This window comes from Pseudomonas sp. ES4 (assembly GCF_050586665.1).
Classification (GTDB): domain Bacteria; phylum Pseudomonadota; class Gammaproteobacteria; order Pseudomonadales; family Pseudomonadaceae; genus Aquipseudomonas; species Aquipseudomonas frederiksbergensis.
The window spans coordinates 76,296-92,479 of the sequence record NZ_JBOBDO010000019.1 but is presented as its reverse complement, the minus strand read 5'-3'; the positions used below and the strand labels follow the sequence as shown (position 1 = coordinate 92,479).

At 60.6% G+C, this 16,184-nt stretch carries 19 protein-coding genes; 8 read left to right on the top strand and 11 right to left on the bottom strand.

All coding sequences use genetic code 11. The features are described from left to right. Nucleotides 1–2: 2 nt before the first annotated feature. The 4 genes from ACQ4OB_RS20280 to ACQ4OB_RS20265 are packed head-to-tail and all read right to left on the bottom strand — an operon-like array spanning nt 3 to nt 3,726. Nucleotides 3–929: a biotin-dependent carboxyltransferase family protein gene (locus ACQ4OB_RS20280; protein ID WP_430956325.1), complete on the bottom strand. Its 927-nt coding sequence runs from the start codon at nt 927–929 to the stop codon at nt 3–5. Further along, the gene (locus ACQ4OB_RS20275) at nt 926–1,630 is read right to left on the bottom strand and encodes a 5-oxoprolinase subunit B family protein (RefSeq protein WP_008153155.1); all 705 of its coding nucleotides are present in this window, start codon (nt 1,628–1,630) and stop codon (nt 926–928) included. The genes ACQ4OB_RS20280 and ACQ4OB_RS20275 overlap by 4 nt, the downstream gene beginning before the upstream one ends. Further along, complete coding sequence (locus ACQ4OB_RS20270; protein WP_076030089.1) at nt 1,627–2,379, bottom strand: 5-oxoprolinase subunit PxpA; 753 nt, start codon at nt 2,377–2,379, stop codon at nt 1,627–1,629. Before ACQ4OB_RS20270 ends, ACQ4OB_RS20275 begins: the two co-directional genes overlap by 4 nt. Before the next feature lie 60 nt (nt 2,380–2,439). Further along, the gene (locus ACQ4OB_RS20265) at nt 2,440–3,726 is read right to left on the bottom strand and encodes an MFS transporter (protein WP_074874315.1); all 1,287 of its coding nucleotides are present in this window, start codon (nt 3,724–3,726) and stop codon (nt 2,440–2,442) included. A 148-nt stretch (nt 3,727–3,874) separates the two neighbouring features. Here ACQ4OB_RS20265 and ACQ4OB_RS20260 point away from each other — a divergent pair, with 148 nt between their 5' ends. Next, the gene (locus ACQ4OB_RS20260) at nt 3,875–4,801 is read left to right on the top strand and encodes a LysR family transcriptional regulator (protein WP_074874314.1); all 927 of its coding nucleotides are present in this window, start codon (nt 3,875–3,877) and stop codon (nt 4,799–4,801) included. 137 nt (nt 4,802–4,938) lie between these two features. On the opposite strand, the gene ACQ4OB_RS20255 is transcribed toward ACQ4OB_RS20260, so the two are convergent. The 3 genes from ACQ4OB_RS20255 to ACQ4OB_RS20245 are packed head-to-tail and all read right to left on the bottom strand — an operon-like array spanning nt 4,939 to nt 6,799. Next, nucleotides 4,939–5,481, bottom strand: coding sequence for a DUF2937 family protein (locus ACQ4OB_RS20255; RefSeq protein ID WP_074874312.1), 543 nt, complete (start codon nt 5,479–5,481; stop codon nt 4,939–4,941). A gap of 12 nt (nt 5,482–5,493) precedes the next feature. Further along, the gene (locus tag ACQ4OB_RS20250) at nt 5,494–6,270 is read right to left on the bottom strand and encodes a class II glutamine amidotransferase (protein WP_074874311.1); all 777 of its coding nucleotides are present in this window, start codon (nt 6,268–6,270) and stop codon (nt 5,494–5,496) included. Between the two features lie 31 nt (nt 6,271–6,301). After that, on the bottom strand, nt 6,302–6,799 hold the full coding sequence (locus ACQ4OB_RS20245) for an MFS transporter (RefSeq protein ID WP_074874310.1): 498 nt from the start codon (nt 6,797–6,799) through the stop codon (nt 6,302–6,304). Nucleotides 6,800–7,014: 215 nt separating this feature from the next. On the opposite strand from ACQ4OB_RS20245, the gene ACQ4OB_RS20240 reads away from it, so the two are divergent. Together ACQ4OB_RS20240 and ACQ4OB_RS20235 are read left to right on the top strand one after the other, a co-directional pair. Then, nucleotides 7,015–9,069, top strand: coding sequence for a S9 family peptidase (locus ACQ4OB_RS20240; RefSeq protein WP_430956324.1), 2,055 nt, complete (start codon nt 7,015–7,017; stop codon nt 9,067–9,069). Nucleotides 9,070–9,286: 217 nt separating this feature from the next. Beyond that, nucleotides 9,287–9,760: a cyclic nucleotide-binding domain-containing protein gene (locus ACQ4OB_RS20235; RefSeq protein WP_076031549.1), complete on the top strand. Its 474-nt coding sequence runs from the start codon at nt 9,287–9,289 to the stop codon at nt 9,758–9,760. Here the strand turns inward: ACQ4OB_RS20235 and ACQ4OB_RS20230 are convergent. After that, nucleotides 9,757–10,047 (bottom strand): hypothetical protein, encoded by a 291-nt coding sequence (locus ACQ4OB_RS20230; protein ID WP_076030085.1) that lies wholly within the window; start codon nt 10,045–10,047, stop codon nt 9,757–9,759. The genes ACQ4OB_RS20235 and ACQ4OB_RS20230 overlap by 4 nt on opposite strands. Nucleotides 10,048–10,145: 98 nt before the next feature. Here ACQ4OB_RS20230 and ACQ4OB_RS20225 point away from each other — a divergent pair, with 98 nt between their 5' ends. The 4 genes from ACQ4OB_RS20225 to ACQ4OB_RS20210 all read left to right on the top strand — a co-directional run bounded on the left by ACQ4OB_RS20225 (nt 10,146) and on the right by ACQ4OB_RS20210 (nt 12,392). After that, nucleotides 10,146–10,832 (top strand): spermidine synthase, encoded by a 687-nt coding sequence (locus tag ACQ4OB_RS20225; protein WP_007898703.1) that lies wholly within the window; start codon nt 10,146–10,148, stop codon nt 10,830–10,832. A 48-nt stretch (nt 10,833–10,880) separates the two neighbouring features. Continuing rightward, nucleotides 10,881–11,252, top strand: a complete 372-nt coding sequence (locus tag ACQ4OB_RS20220) for a YajD family HNH nuclease (RefSeq protein ID WP_074874307.1) — start codon at nt 10,881–10,883, stop codon at nt 11,250–11,252. A gap of 200 nt (nt 11,253–11,452) precedes the next feature. Then, nucleotides 11,453–11,923, top strand: coding sequence for an RNA methyltransferase (locus ACQ4OB_RS20215; RefSeq protein WP_007944014.1), 471 nt, complete (start codon nt 11,453–11,455; stop codon nt 11,921–11,923). A gap of 91 nt (nt 11,924–12,014) precedes the next feature. Next, complete coding sequence (locus tag ACQ4OB_RS20210) at nt 12,015–12,392, top strand: YgaP family membrane protein (RefSeq protein WP_074874306.1); 378 nt, start codon at nt 12,015–12,017, stop codon at nt 12,390–12,392. A gap of 119 nt (nt 12,393–12,511) precedes the next feature. Here the strand turns inward: ACQ4OB_RS20210 and ACQ4OB_RS20205 are convergent, their stop codons facing one another. Together ACQ4OB_RS20205 and ACQ4OB_RS20200 are read right to left on the bottom strand one after the other, a co-directional pair. Beyond that, entirely contained in the window at nt 12,512–13,741 is a 1,230-nt protein-coding gene (locus ACQ4OB_RS20205; protein ID WP_430956323.1) for a hypothetical protein, read from the bottom strand. An 88-nt stretch (nt 13,742–13,829) separates the two neighbouring features. Next, entirely contained in the window at nt 13,830–14,279 is a 450-nt protein-coding gene (locus ACQ4OB_RS20200) for a YcgN family cysteine cluster protein (RefSeq protein ID WP_074874304.1), read from the bottom strand. A gap of 165 nt (nt 14,280–14,444) precedes the next feature. Between ACQ4OB_RS20200 and ACQ4OB_RS20195 the strand changes: the two genes are divergently transcribed. Then, on the top strand, nt 14,445–15,038 hold the full coding sequence (locus ACQ4OB_RS20195) for a nitroreductase family protein (RefSeq protein ID WP_074874303.1): 594 nt from the start codon (nt 14,445–14,447) through the stop codon (nt 15,036–15,038). A gap of 136 nt (nt 15,039–15,174) precedes the next feature. Here ACQ4OB_RS20195 and ACQ4OB_RS20190 read toward each other — a convergent pair whose 3' ends face one another. Beyond that, nucleotides 15,175–16,107: a D-2-hydroxyacid dehydrogenase gene (locus ACQ4OB_RS20190; protein WP_074874302.1), complete on the bottom strand. Its 933-nt coding sequence runs from the start codon at nt 16,105–16,107 to the stop codon at nt 15,175–15,177. Nucleotides 16,108–16,184: the final 77 nt, after the last annotated feature.

Genomic DNA, 16,184 nt, shown 5'->3' with positions numbered 1-16,184 from the left:
GATCAGTGCGAGGCAAACCGGCGCAGGTATTCGACATGCTCCCGATGCGCGACATCCTGCACCACCGGCTTCAACCGCACCTTCGTCCCCGGCAGACACTGCGCCAATCGCGCCAACGCCAATGGCGTCAACGCCCCCATTCGCGGATAGCCGCCAATGGTCTGCCGATCATTGAGCAGCACAATCGGCTGCCCGTCCGGCGGCACCTGAACCGCACCCAGCGGGATGCCTTCGGAAATCATCGGCTTACCCTGATACTGCAACACCGTTCCCAGCAAGCGGATGCCCATCCGGTCGGCACGGCTGTCGAGGGTCCAGACACTGTTGAACGCGTCAAACGAACTCTGTCCACTGAACTCGCCGATCTGCGCACCAAGGACCAGGTCCAGCGGCGCGTTGAGTTTGAAATCCGGTACCTGTTCGGGCGCCAGTTCCCGCAGCAAAAGCAGCGAGCTGCCCGAGTAGCTCAACCGCGCATCTTTGGCCAACGCCCGGCCCATGCCATCCAGCCCGCCGAGTTCCTCACGGACCACCGTTGCGCTGCTGCCCAACACCTTTGGCGCATCAAATCCGCCCGGGGCCGCCAAATAAGCCCGGGCCCCAAGCAGCGGCTGAGTGAATTGCAACTGTTGACCTTTGTTCAGCCTGAAACTGCGCCACGGTGCCAACGCCTCGCCATCCACCTGCGCCCCCAGATCCGCCCCGGCCAACGCCAGCACGCAATCCTCTTCGGCGACGACGGTAAACCCGCCGAGGGTGATTTCAATCACCGGTGCATCCAGGCTATTGCCCAGCAACCAATTGGCCCAAGACATCGATCGCCAATCCGCCGCCCCGCCCTGGGTCACGCCCAGATGCCGCACGCCGAAACGGCCAGCGTCCTGCAACAGGCACAGCGGTGTACTCGCTTGTATTGATAGACGGCTCATGCCTGGGCCTCCAACGGCGTGTCATCACCGCCCAGATTGATGAATTCGGCATGGCTGACGGCTTCGAAACGCACCGTGTCGCCCGGTTGCATCAGGCTATAGCCGTCGCGTTCGCGGTCGAACAATTTGGCCGGGGTGCGGCCGATCAGATTCCAGCCACCGGGAGACACCACCGGGTAAGCGGCGGTTTGCCGTTCGGCGATGCCGACGCTTCCCGCGGCCACCTTTTTACGCGGAGTGTTTAAACGCGGCGCCGCCAGCGCTTCTTCCACCAGCCCCATGAAAGCGAAACCCGGCGCGAAACCCAGGGCGAACACCTGATATTCGCGCTCGCTGTGGCGGCGGATCACTTCATCCACGGCCAATCCGCTGCGCTGGGACAACAGGCTCAACTCCGGGCCAACGCTCAAGTCATACCAGACCGGCAACACATGACATTTGCCGCGGGTGCAGGCGTTGGGCGACAGATCGATCAAAGCCTCGGCGATCAGCTCCCGAGCCTGGGCCGGACTCAACGCGGTCAGGTCGTAATGCACCATCAACGTTGTATAGGACGGCACCAGATCGATCAGATGCCCGGCGAACGCAGCACGCAGACTTTCACTGGCGGCGAGCATCCACGGCATGTTGGCCTCGCTGATCTCATCGAACAGACGGACCATCAAGCAATCCAGCGCCACCACTTCTACCCGCAGGTTCATGGCGCGCTCTGCTGATCAAGTGCTTCGCGAATACGCCGCACGGCAGCTACCGAACTGGCATTGTCGCCATGTACGCAAAGTGTGTTGGCTTGCAAGCGCAGGGCACTGCCATCGCTGGCCGTAAGGTTGCCGCCGCGGGCAATGGTCAGCGCCTGTTCGATGATTGTCTCGGGATCGTGATGCACTGCGCCTGGCAGTTGTCGCGAAACCAGCATTCCGGCGCTGTCGTAAGCACGATCGGCGAAGGCTTCGAACCACAGGGTCACGCCGTATTCATCGCCCAATTGCTGGGCTGCGCTGTTGTCGCGAGTGGCCATCAACATCAGCGGCAGCTGGCGATCATAGGCCGCCACAGCCTGAAGCACTGCGCGCAACTGCGCCGGGTTGGCCATCATGTCGTTGTACATCGCGCCGTGCGGTTTGACGTAACTCACCCGCCCGCCCTGGGCCCGGCAAATGCCGTCGAGAGCGCCGATCTGGTAATGCACAATGTCCTGAAGTTCCTGGGCGGTGTAGGCCATGGAACGACGGCCGAAGCCGACCAGATCCTGATACGCCGGATGTGCGCCGATCTGCACGCCGTTGCTCAAGGCCAGGCTGACCGTCTTGCGCATGATGCTCGGGTCGCCGGCATGGAAGCCGCAGGCGATGTTGGCGCAATCGATGAAGGGCATGACCTCGGCATCCAGACCCATGGTCCAGTTGCCGAAACTCTCGCCGATGTCGCAGTTCAATAGCAGGCGGTTCACGGTGAACACTCCTGTAGGTTTTATTCTTTTAGCTGTAGGCATTTGCCCGCAGATTATCAGTTACTCGGCCTCGAGTTGCTTGCCACGGGTTTCCGGCAGGCTCAGGGCAGCAAGGATCACTACTCCGTAGGACACCGCCGCAAAGGCACCGATTCCCACACTCAATGGCACCTTCTGGCTCATCAAGCCAATCAACAGCGGGAACAATGCCGCCAGCGCCCGGCCTATGTTGTAGCAAAAGCCCTGGCCCGAACCGCGAATCCGCGTTGGAAACAGCTCGGTCAAGAACGCGCCCATGCCACTGAAAATCCCCGAAGCGAAGAAGCCCAAAGGAAAGCCCAGCCAGAGCATCACGCCATTGCTGACCGGCAATTGGGTGTAGAGCAGAACAATGGTGAACGAGCCGACCGCGAACAGTATGAAGTTCTTTTTACGCCCGAGGATGTCAGTCAAATACGCGCTGATGACGTAACCGACGTAGGAACCGACGATCACCATCGCCAGATAACCGCCCGTACCGAGTACGCTCAAACCACGTTCGTTCTTCAGAAAGGTCGGCAACCAGGAGGTGATCGCGTAGTAACCGCCGAGGGCACCAGTGGTCAGTACCGACGCGCGAATCGTGGTGAACAGGATGCCGGGAGCGAAGATCTCGTAGAACTTTGCCGGGTTGCTGGGTTCTTGCTTGGCCTTGGCTTCGCGATAGATTTCCGGGTCCTTGACCAGTCGGCGGACGAAGATCACAAAGATTGCCGGCACGATGCCAAGCAGGAACAGAGCGCGCCAGGCGTCTTCCGGCGGCAGTACCGAGAACAGCAGCGCATACAGGATCGCCGTCAGTCCCCAACCCAATGCCCAGCCGGATTGCACCATGCCCACCGCTTTGCCGCGGTCCTTGGCACGAATCACTTCACCCATCAGCACCGCGCCGGCGGTCCATTCGCCGCCGAAACCGAAGCCCATCAGCGTGCGGCTGATCAGCAGTTGCTCGTAGTTCTGGGCGAAACCGCAGAGGAAGGTGAAGAAGGCGAACCACAGCACGGTGAGTTGCAAAGTGCGGACGCGACCGATGCGGTCGGAGAGAATCCCCGCCACCCAACCGCCGATGGCCGAGGCGATCAAGGTGCTGGTGTGAATCAGCCCGGCCTCGCCGGTGGTGATGCCCCACATCGCAATCAGGGTCGGCACCACAAAGCTGAGCATCTGGGTGTCCATGCCGTCCAGGCCATAGCCGATCTTGCAGCTCCAGAACGTGCGACGTTCCTGCTGATTGATGTTGCGGTACCAGTCGAAAGGTCCCGGGCGAACCGTGGCTTTGGGGATGTCGAGCGTGTCGGGCGCACTCATGGCAAATCTCCGCGCTAATTTTTATTGGTATTGTTCTGAACCCCGACGACGCCTATCGTGGGGACCGGATGGCCTGATTTTTGGGCTGCCGGCCCTGCTACGTCCAACTAATAAAAACCCGCTTTAGACATAAGAAAAACTTGTCCCTATGAACCTGAAGTTTCTCGAGACCTTTGTCTGGGTCGCCCGACTCAAGAGTTTTCGCCTGACGGCAGACAAGCTCTTCACCACCCAGGCGTCGATTTCCAGCCGTATCGCCGTGCTCGAAGGCGAGCTCGGGGTGAAGCTGTTCCTGCGCGATTCTCGCGGCGTGAGCCTGACGCCCGAAGGCCTGAAAGTGCTCGAATATGCCGAGCAGATGATGGATACGATGCAGGCGCTCAAGCACTCGATCGAGACGCGCTCAAGCAAGGTCGGACGGGTCCGGATCGGTGTCATGGACACCGTCATCCACACCTGGCTGAGCCCGTTGGTGGCGCAAATGATGGATCACTATCCGCTGGTGGAAATCGAGCTGGTGGCTGATACAGCGCTCAACCTCTGCGATCAGCTGCAAAAAGGCTTTCTTGATCTGATCCTGCAAACCGACCTGTTGCGTCAGGAAAGTGTGCGCAGCCTTGAACTGGCCAGTCATCCGATGGGCTGGATTGTGGCTACGAACTCAATCTACAACCGCGAGTACTCCGGCATTGCCGACCTGGCGCGGGAACGGATCATTACCTATTCGAAAAACTCCCATCCGCATCAGGAGATTCTCGCCCTGATGCAGGCCAACGGCATCCTGACGCCACGGTTGAACTGCGTGAACTCTGTGTCGGCGATCACCCGGTTGCTGCGCGACGGTTTCGGTATTGGCGCGCTGCCGCCGGTGCTGGTCGCCGAGGAACTGGCGCGGGGGGAATTGACCTTGCTGGCCATCGACCAACGGCCACCGAATTTGCAGGTGGTGGTGTCGTGGCGGGTGGGCGTGGAGTGGGTCGAGGAGATTGTTTCGTTATGTCAGCAAGTGCTGGACGGGTATGCGAAGAAGGTGGGTGAAAACTACATCGTCCTCAGCAAACCTTCGGTGAGCTGAAATTGATCGTTCCCACGCTCCGCGTGGGAATGCAGCCGGGACGCTCCGCGTCCCATTCAGAGCCGAACGCAGAGCGTCCGTTGAGGCATTCCCACGCAGAGCGTGGGAACGATCATTCGACAGGTCGGTGGCGCTCATTACAACCCCCGCACATCCCGGTCTTCGATCGGCCGGCTCTGGCGCAGGCGTTTGCCGCCCAGCACCACCCAGTCGATCAGACGGAACAGGCATTCAATGCCGAACGACAACAGCAACGCCCCGCTCATGCCCCAGATCATCGCTTCCGGCGTCAGCAGGATCTGATAGCTGTAGCCGTTCCAGGTTTCCTTGCGAATATCCGGATCAGCCGCCAGTGCGACCTGCAGCAAGCGGATGTACCACGGGCCTTGCATGGCCTGGAACTGTTTATCGAGGGCCAGTTGACGGGTGAGCAAGGTACTCAGGCTGTCGGCATCGCTGCGAAAGATCGGGTCTTCACTGGCGCGGTAATGAGCCACCAATGCCTGCATGTCCCCCTTGAAGAACTGATTCGCCGTGCCCTGAAAACCGCTCAGACCAGTTTGCGCCTCAATCAGATGCGCTTCGACGCGCTTGGCATAGTCGCTGATAAACCCCGGCACCTGGACACCGATCAACAGGCCCGCCGCGAACAACACCAGCCGTAGATAACTGAGCAACATGAAGGGAAATCCTTATTCGGTCTTGCCCTGGCTGACGCATTCACCGCGTCGCCAGAGGCTCCATTGGCCCGGTTCGTAGCGGGTCCAGGTTTCGTTTTCGGTCAAGGGTTCGGTGGCGATCACCGTGACCACGTCGTTGGGCGTGGTTTCGGCCTGGAAGTCGACGATCACATCAACGTCCTTCAAGCGCGCCGGGCCGAAGGGCGCGCGACGGGTGATTTGCGCCAGTTTGGTCGAGCAATAGCAGAACAACCAGTCGCCATCGCTGAGCAGGCAGTTGAACACGCCTTTGCTGCGGTATTCGGCGCAGGCGGCCACCAGGTCTGGCAGCAGTTCTTCGACTTCGACCGGTTCCGGGAACGCGGCGCGCACGCGGTTAAGCAAATCGCAGAACGCCGCTTCGCTGTCGGTATCGCCGACCGGGCGGTAAAAACTCTTGATCGGTTGAAAATCCGCGAGTTGGCCGTTATGGGCAAAACACCAGTTACGGCCCCACAACTCACGCACAAACGGATGGGTATTGGACAGGCATACCTTGCCGACATTGGCCTGGCGGATGTGCCCGATCACCACTTCGCTCTTGATCGGATAGCGCTGCACCAGGTTCGCGACTTCGGACTCACAGCTCGCCGCCGGGTCCTGAAACAGGCGCAGGCCACGGCCCTCGTAAAAAGCGATGCCCCAGCCGTCACGGTGCGGACCGGTGCGGCCGCCGCGCTGCATCAGCCCGGTGAAGCTGAACACGATATCGGTCGGGACATTGGCGCTCATGCCCAATAACTCACACATGCTCGGATTCTCGCTGAAAGGCAGGGGCAGGTTACAGTCGCGGTTCGACCCGCATTCGCTGAGGGTTGCTCGGCACCGGTGGACGACCGTAACGATCATCGCCCGCACCGCCGAATGGATGATCCTCTTCAGGTTCATCGGCCCGGGCCGCAGCCTTGGCAGCGGCGGCCTGTTCCTTGCGAGCGTTGGCCGCACGTTCGATAGGGAAACGGATCGCCACGAATACCAGGTAAATGCCGAAGGCGATCATGCCGTACATGAACAGGTCGGAAACCGCGCGCCAGGCGTTGTTGCCGACCTTGAACATCAGGTCAAGGGCCGTAATGGCGATGGCCGGGGCAACTTTTTCCTTCACCGGATCAATGATGGTCGGGCAGAACAGCAACACGGCAACCAATAGCCGTAGCGGCTCACGCAGCCAGCGCCACATCCAGCGGGTAATGCGCATCCACACCAACAGGCAGCCCAAAGCGGCGAAGGCGTAGAGGCCCCAAGCGATCAGATAGTCGTTCTCGGTCATGGTGTCCATGGCAAGGCAGGCAAAGAGGCGCTTATAGTAACGACTTTTCGCACGTCAGGCTGCCCCAATACCAGTCTGTAAAACGCATCCCCTGTGGGAGCGGGCTTGCTTGCGAAAGCGGTGTGTCAGTCAACAGAGATGTTGAACGTGCTGGCCCCTTCGCGAGCAAGCCCGCTCCCACACGTTGCGAAGCCCTTATTCCGTACATTGTTCGAGAGCCCTTCATGCCCCTATCCGTCAACGTTTCCGACGCTCCCATCGCCCACAAGGCCGAAGGCGACGACCCGTATGCCTGGCTGCAGGAGCGCGACACCCCGGCGGTGCTCGACTACCTGAAAGCGGAAAACCGCTACCAAGAGGCGCAAACCGCCGATCAGGCCGGGTTGCGTGAAACCCTGTTCGAAGAGATCAAGGCCCGGATTCTCGAAACCGACCTGTCCCTCCCCTCCCCTTGGGGCCCATACCTGTATTACACACGCACCACGGCCGGTGATGAATACGCCCGTCACTACCGCTGCCCACGCCCGGCCGATGACAGCCTGCTGCTCGACGAAAGCCAGGAACAGCTGCTGCTGGACCCGAATGAACTGGCCAACGGCGGCTTCTTTTCCCTCGGCGCCTTCAGCATCAGCCCGGACCACCAGCGTCTGGCCTACAGCATCGACGCCACGGGCGATGAGATTTACACGCTGTTCGTGAAGGAATTGTCCAACGGCCGCGTCAGCGAACTGGAATTCCAGGATTGCGACGGCAGCATGACCTGGGCCAATGACAGCCTGACGCTGTTCTTCGGCGAACTGGACGACACCCATCGCCCGCACAAACTGTTCCGCTATCGGCTGGACGGTACGGCGGCCGAAGAAGTGTTCCATGAGCCGGACGGTCGATTCTTCATGCATTGCTACCGCTCCAGTTCCGAGCAGCAATTGCTGCTGTCCCTGGGCAGCAAAACCACCAGCGAAGTCTGGGTGCTCGATGCGTTCCAGCCGCAGCAGGCTTTTACCTGCATCGCTCCGAGGGTTGAAGACCATGAGTACGACGTCGACCACGGCGCGCTCGACGGTCAATGGACCTGGTTCATTCGCACCAATCGCGACGGCATCAACTTTGCCCTGTACCACGCCGCCGACACCGGCGTGGCACCGACCGAGGCCGACTGGCAAAACCTGATCCCGCACAGCGACACGGTGATGATCGAAGGCATGAGCCTGAATGCCGGTGCCATGACCCTGAGCTTGCGTGAGGGTGGCTTGCCGATCATCGAAGTTCATCCGCAAGACCTGCCGAGCTACCGCGTGCAATTACCGGACGCGGCCTACAGCCTTCATGTACAGAACAGTCTGGAGTTCGTCAGCGACAGGATCCGCCTGCGCTATGAAGCGCTGAACCGCCCGGCGCAAATCCGCCAGTTGGTATTGGGCAACGGCGAGCAGAAAGTCCTCAAGCAAACCCCGGTACTTGGCCCGTTCGACGCCGATGCCTACGTCAGTCAGCGCCTGTGGGCGACCGCACCTGACGGTACGAAAGTGCCGATCAGCCTCGTCGTCAAACGCGAAGCACTCGGCAAGCCGACGCCGCTTTATCTGTACGGCTATGGCGCTTATGGCGAAAGCCTCGACCCGTGGTTCTCCCACGCCCGCTTGAGTCTGCTGGACCGTGGCGTAGCGTTCGCCATTGCTCACGTGCGTGGCGGCGGTGAACTGGGCGAAGCCTGGTATCGCGCCGGCAAGCAGGAACACAAACACAACACGTTCAGCGACTTCATCGCCTGCGCCGAACACCTGATCGCCAATAGCTTCACGACTTCACAGCAATTGGCGATCAGCGGCGGCAGCGCCGGTGGCCTGCTGATCGGCGCGGTGCTCAATCAGCGGCCGGAGTTGTTTGCTGCTGCGATTGCCGAAGTGCCGTTCGTCGACGTGCTGAACACCATGCTCGACCCGGACCTGCCGTTGACCGTCACCGAATACGACGAGTGGGGCAATCCTGAAGAACCGGACGTTTATGAGCGGATAAAGGCCTACGCGCCGTACGAAAACGTCACTGCACAAGCTTATCCGGCGATGCTGGTGATCGCCGGCTACAACGACAGTCGCGTGCAGTACTGGGAAGCGGCCAAGTGGGTGGCGAAATTACGCGCCACCAAAACCGACACAAATCCCCTGCTGCTCAAGACCGAATTGGGTGCCGGGCACGGCGGGATGAGCGGTCGGTATCAAGGATTGCGTGACGTAGCTCTCGAATACGCATTTGTTTTCAAGGTTTTGGGCATCGCCTGAGGAACTTGGCTCGGCGTGTCGGTCTTAACACCAGACACTAGGGGCCCGAGACAACACACATTCCCTGTGGGAGCCGGGCTTGCCCGCGATGAGGCCATCACATTCAACATCATCATTGGCTGTAACATCGCCATCGCGGGCAAGCCCGCTCCCACAGGGATTTGCGGTGATTTCAAATTCGAGCCTGCAACAGACAAAAGAAAAAGACCGTGACGACATGTCAGAACCGACCTTACTGAACAACGAAATTCGCGACTGGCTGATGGACTGTGGCCTGTTCGATCAACTGCTGCCGGCGGACTTCGCCACGGCTTCGGGCTATTTCAGCATCAGCACCATTGCTCAGGGCGAAGAGATTTTCCATGAGGGCGATGCCGGCAGCTTCATGTGCATCATCCACACCGGCCAGGTGGCGGTGCAGAAAACCAACAGCGACGGGCACCTGGTGACCATGGCAACGTTGCGCAGCGGTCGGGCGTTCGGCGAAATGGCCGTACTCGACGGCGAACGCCGCTCGGCCAGTTGCGTGGCCGCCAGCAATTGCCAGCTGCTCAACCTGGGCAAGGATTCGCTGGAAAAGATGCTCAACGATGCACCGAAAATCGCCGCCAAAATCATCCGCGCCCTCGCCGTTTCCCTCTCCAAACGCTTGCGCATGGCCGATGGGCAACTGCTCTCGCAGCAGGTTTAACCGCCGGGCGGTTTGGCTTTCGACGGGTTTTGCTCCGGCACCGGCAGTGGCTGGTCCTTGGCGGGCGGGCCAGGCATTTCAATGGGCACCAACGGCGGACCGCCACTGCCGGGCCCGACCTTGGGTGCGCTGGTCGGGGTGATTTGCGGGTACGGTGTCGGGGTCGCGGTGCCGGGCGAACCGGGCAGCGGCGCAGGGCTGGTCGGAATGGTTTGCAGCTGCTGGGCCTGCACTGCAGTTATCGAGAGCGCGGCCAAGGCAATGACCGTTAGAATGGTGCGCTTCATCAATGGCTCCGTTGGCCTTGTTGTCTTTTTGCAGGCTACTCCCAACTGCGCGTGTTTGCCTTCTCCCTCTTATGCCAATTTCTCCTCAAGTGAGTCCCATGAAACGTTTCGTTCTGCTCGACACCACTCCAATTCCTGAAAATGGCGGTGCCTTGTGCCTGTTCGAATACGGTGAGGATTTCGTCATCAAGATTCAGGGCGGCGACGGCGGGCAACTGATGAACACCCGCATGCACGGCTCGGAAGACGCTCTGGCGGAGATCCCGTGCCGTAAAGTGGCCGGCCGGCCGAATTCGCGCGTGCTGATCGGCGGCCTGGGCATGGGTTTCACCCTCGCCTCGGCCCTCAAGCACCTGGGCAAGACCGCTGAAGTGGTGGTCGCCGAACTGGTCCCGGGCGTGGTGGAGTGGAACCGTGGACCGCTTGGTGAGAAAGCCGGGAACCCGCTGCTGGACCCGCGCACGGTCATTCGCATGGAAGACGTGGCCAAGGTCCTGCAAGCCGAGCCGCAAGGTTTCGACGCAATCATGCTCGACGTCGACAACGGCCCCGAAGGCCTGACCCAGAAGGCCAACAGCTGGCTCTACTCCGCTGGCGGCCTGAGCGCCTGCGCCAAGGCCCTGCGGCCCAAAGGCGTGCTGGCCGTCTGGTCCGCGAGCGCTGACCGACAGTTTTCCGACAAACTGAAGAAGGCCGGCTTCAAGGCTGAGGAAGTCCAGGTCTTCGCCCACGGCAACAAAGGCACCCGTCACACCATCTGGATTGCCGAGAAGCTCAAGGGCTGAGCTAAACTGCGTTTAATACCGTCATTAGTCTTTTACAAAGGTGAACCCATGAGTTCGTCAACACCAACCAATACGTCGAAACTGGACCGCATCCTTGCCGACAACCAGCGCGACAAGGAAATGGGTTACCGCGACAAGGCCCTGAAAATGTACCCGCACGTGTGCGGTCGCTGCGCCCGTGAGTTTTCCGGCAAGCGCCTGAGCGAACTGACCGTGCACCACCGCGACCATAACCACGACAACAACCCTCAGGATGGCTCGAACTGGGAACTGTTGTGCCTGTATTGCCACGACAACGAACATTCGCGGTACACCGATCAACAGTATTTCGGTGAAGGCTCGCTGAGCTCGCCGACAATCGCCAAGGCGACGCATAACCCGTTTGCCGCGTTGGCCGGCCTGATGAAGAAAGACGACTGAAGTCGACCTTGCCCCCGTTGGGTCGCGAAGCGGCCCCAAAATCAGCCGCAGCAGTTAGTCAGGTAAACCGCGCTTGCTGATTTTACGACTGCTTCGCAGCCGAACGGGGGCAAGCCCCCTCGCCACAGGGGAACGATCACTGACCACCCTCCCCCCAATCCCCGTATAATCGCCGTTTTTTCCCCGAAGGCACCCCGCTCGTGGCAGACAAACGGTACAGCTGCATTGGTTTGTATAACCCCAAATCACCGGAGAACGTCGGTTCGGTGATGCGCGCCGCTGGCTGTTATGGCGTGGCGTCCGTGTTCTACACCGGCAAGCGTTATGAACGCGCCGCCGACTTCGTCACCGATACCAAGCGCGTCCACTACGACATTCCGCTGATCGGCATCGACGACCTGAAGAAAATCCTGCCGCTGGGCTGCGTGCCGGTCGCCGTGGAACTGGTGGACGGCGCCCGTTCGCTGCCGGAATACACCCATCCGGACCGCGCGCTGTACATCTTCGGCCCGGAAGACGGCTCGCTGGATAAAGAGATTCGCGACTGGTGCGAAGACGTGGTCTACATCCCGACCACTGGCTGCATGAACCTGGCGGCCACCGTCAACGTCGTGCTCTATGACCGCATGTCCAAGGGACTCAACACCCGCTCCGGGGCAAAATTCCGCTGACTCACCGCACATTCGATGGAACAAGCCGCCCGCCTTGGCAGTCAGCTTAAATATCTATTCTTGAAGCAGCATTCCAGCCAGGAGACAGATCATGAGCGAGCTCAAACGCGTAGAACGCATCGAATCCACCCCGTTCCAGACTCACACTGAGCAGAACGTGCAGGGTTGGGAACGCATCGGTTCCCTGGCCGGCGGTGTGATCATGGTCGGCAAGGGCCTGCGTCGCGGCGGTGTATTCGGGTTGATTCAAGTGGCGATCGGCGGTGTGGCACTGGCGCGTGGCATTACCGGGCACAGTTCGGCGAAAAGCCTGCTCGAGAAAAGCCGTCAGGACATGAACAACGTGCGGGCGAAGATTCAGCGGGCGGGTGAAGAGTTGAACCGGTTAAAGGCGAATGCCGAAGCGGCAACCAATACCGCCACAGTGACCGGCGATGATTCGTTGAAGTCGCCTAAACCCGGGGCTTGACCTAGAACTGATCGTTCCCACGCTCTGCGTGGGAATGCCGCCAGGGACGCTCCGCGTTCCGCTTCTGGAAGTGACGCAGAGCGTCACGGGATGCATTCCCACGCAGAGCGTGGGAACGATCAGTTCAGGAGCGAGCTATCGAGTACTTGGGAAGATTCACCAATGATGCTCTCGGCCAGCTGAACAAACTCCTTGGTATCCACGCTCTGCAAACGCATCGCCCCGCGCAACACATCATCCAGTGAACGCTTGTTGCGGGTCTTCAGGCGAATCTCGCGATCCAGTTCCTGCAATAACACGACCGCTTTCGACACCTGCGCCGGGCTGACCTGCTCAGCGCGCAAAGTCGTGACCTTCTGGCTGTCCTTGGCCAACTTCGCCTGCAAACCCTCATACCGCTCATCGCTCATGCCGCCGGCGCGGCGCACCAGTTCGATGGCGTAATACTCGGCCAATCCTTCGCTGATCCAGTCACTGCGCTGCTGATCGTTGATCCGTCCGAACACCTGCGCCAATTCCCGCACCAGCGCACTGCTGCCGCTTTCGCTGACCAGCGGCAGACGCGTGTTCAGGTAGATCGATTCACGCGCGCCCAGGCTGCCGCGCCACATCGGGTCATTGGCACCGACGATCAACAGTTTGACGGGATGTCGGGGATACACCGCCTGTACTTGCGGCCAGACAAAGGTCAGCAGCGTCAGCACATCCATGCGGCGCATGCCCTGGCCCTGAGGCGAGGCAACGGTGACCTCGGTTTCCCCAAGCCGCGTGCGACGGCTGCCGAGGTGGCCGGCGAGCATCCAGCCCGTAGGCCGGTCGAACAAGCGAGATACGTTATCGACCCGGAATTTGTTCTTGCCGATTCGCGGCCAGGCGGTTTCAACACTTTTCCAGCCTGCGGGCAATTCGAACTCAAGGCGTGAAACCAGCTCGATGCCGTCCTGCTGATCGAGTTTGGCCGCCGGTACCAGATCGTCGCCGCGCATCAATGCCCAGGTTGGCGTCATGCGCGTATCGAAGCTGCCGCCCTTACGCCCGTGGCTGATGCGTACGCGGTAGGTCAGGCTGGCCTTGTCGGCGGCCGGACGCCAGACACCACGGGCCTGCTTGCCCGGCGTGAGCTGCCATTGGCCGTCGGCCTTGAAATCGCTGTAGTGACTGCCATCGCCCAGGTCGAAATCCAGACTGCGCACCGCCGCGCCCTGAGCCAGGGTCAGCCGCACTTCGGCCTGATCGCTTTGCGGCAACAGGCGTACGTGGTAATCCAGATCAACCTTCTTCGCTGCCCACGCGGGCGAACCCAGGGCCAAAAGCCCAAAGGCCAACGCCAGCCGAAATCCCACAGCCATACCCACTCCTTGTGGCGAGCGAGCTTGCTCGCGCTGGGCTGCGTAGCAGCCCTGAATACCAGCAAACACTACAAATTTTGTGGAGGAATCAACCCGCCCGGAAAATCAGATGGTCTTCCCAATCATCTTCGGCCACGCTGCCTTCGGCGAGCATGCGCCCGGACTGGGAGATTCGCGCGTGGTGCACGGCATCGCGATCACCGCACACCAGATGGTGCCAAAGTGGCAGGTCCTTGCCTTCGCTGACCAGTCGATAGCCGCAGGACGGCGGCAGCCATTTGAACTCATCGGCCTTGCCTGGTGTGAGCTGGATGCAGTCGGGGACGAAATCGCGGCGGTTCGGGTAATCGGTGCACTGACAGGTTTTCAGGTCCAGCAGTTTGCAGGCGATACGCGTGTAATAGACGCTATTGTCGTCTTCATCTTCGAGCTTTTGCAGACAGCACAGGCCACAGCCGTCGCACAGCGATTCCCACTCTTCTTTATCGAGTTGATCGAGGGTTTTGCGTATCCAGAACGGTTCGACTTTGGCGGCCATGGCTCAAGCATCAACATCAGGTGGTGAAAAGGCCGCCAGTCTAGTGCCAAGGCCCTTGTGGGCCAAGCGTTGGCGACTGCCGGTAGAACGAGCTTGTCAGTTATTGCGCCGCCCAGTAGGGTTTTGCGTCGCCCCATTCTTTCAAACGTAGCAAGGAATCACTCGATGAGCGCTAATCCACGCGTTGCCGACTATGCCATCCACCCTCAGTTCACCGACCGTTGGTCGCCCCGCGCCTTTACCGGCGAAAGCATCCCGGAGGAGACCCTGCTGAGCTTCTTCGAAGCCGCGCGCTGGGCGCCATCGGCGTACAACTCGCAGCCTTGGCGGTTTCTCTACGCGCGTCGCGACACGCCAAACTGGGAGCGTTTCCTGGGCCTGCTGAATGAGTTCAACCGCAGCTGGGCGCAGCACGCCTCGGCACTGGTGATCGTGATCTCGAAAACCACCTTCGCAGTGCCTGGCGCCACCGAAGAAACCCCGGCCTTGTGGCACACCTTCGACACCGGTTCTGCTTGGGGCCATCTGGCATTGCAAGCGAGCATCAGCGGCTGGCACACCCACGGCATGGCCGGTTTCGACCAGGACCTGACTCGCAAGGAGCTGAACATTCCAGAGGGTTATGCGCTGCACGCTGCGGTGGCGGTGGGCAAACTGGGCGACAAGGCAACGCTGGCGGAGTACCTGCAAGCACGCGAAGAGCCAAGCCCGCGTCGCCCGCTGAGCGAGTTGGCGGCTGAAGGCGACTTCACCCTCTAAGCGCGCTGAACCCGATCGTTCCCACGCTCTGCGTGGGAATGCCGCCAGGGACGCTCCGCGTTCCGCTTTGAGATGTGACGCAGAGCGTCACGGGATGCATTCCCACGCAGAGCGTGGGAACGATCATCGGTGTAATTCAATACCCGCGATTGAAATCCACTTCCCCGCGCAATGCTTCACCCGCCTGATACGCCCGCAGGTTCTCGACAAACAGGTTCACCATCATCGATGGCGAGGTCGGTGCCGAACTGTGGCCGGTCAGCAGCAAGCCCCAGGCAGTCCAGAACGGATGACGTTGCGGCAGTGGTTCCTGACGGCAGACGTCGATCACCGCACCTGCCAGATGCCCTTCTTTCAGGGCCTCCACCAGATCCGCATCGACCACCGCCACGCCGCGCCCGACGTTGATGAACAACCCGGTCGGCTTAAACTGCTTGAACAGCGCCGCGTCGTACAGGTCGTGGGTGTTTGGCGTATTCGGCAGCAGATTGATCACGTAATCGACTTCACCCACCAGACGCGGCAGATCAGCCAGTGCCCCGACTTCGACAAACGGCGCCTGCTCGCGGGCTTCGCTGGCGATGCCGTACAACTCGACGCCGAACGGCAGAAGAAACTGCGCCACGGTCTGGCCAATATCACCGGTGCCAACGATCAACACTTTGCGGCCGGCCAGGCTTTGGCCCTGGCGACTGTCCCACTTGCGCTCGACCTGGCTGACCAGCCGCGGCAGCACTTCGCGCTCGTGGCCGAGCATGTAGGTCAGCACGTATTCGGCCATGACCTGACCAAAAATCCCTACCGCCCGAGTCAGGCGATAGTGACGTGGCAAGCCATCGGCCAGCAGCGGCGTAATGCCCGCCCAGGTCGATTGCAGCCATTGTGGTTCGTGACCCTGACGCAGCAAGGTCGCCAGCAGGTCCGGCTGACCGAGCCAGATCGGACAATCAGCGGCCAGGCTGGCCAGTTCGGCGGAGTCGCCGCTGGTCAGCACTTCCAGGTCGGGCGCTGCTTGACGCAACAGCTGGGCGTACACCGGGTGGTCGTGTTCAGCAATCAGCACGCGCATGGTTCAAACCTTTCAAAAACAGAGCAGACGGCCACCGACGGAATAACGCTCCATCGCCCTGGCCATCGCCAAAATCA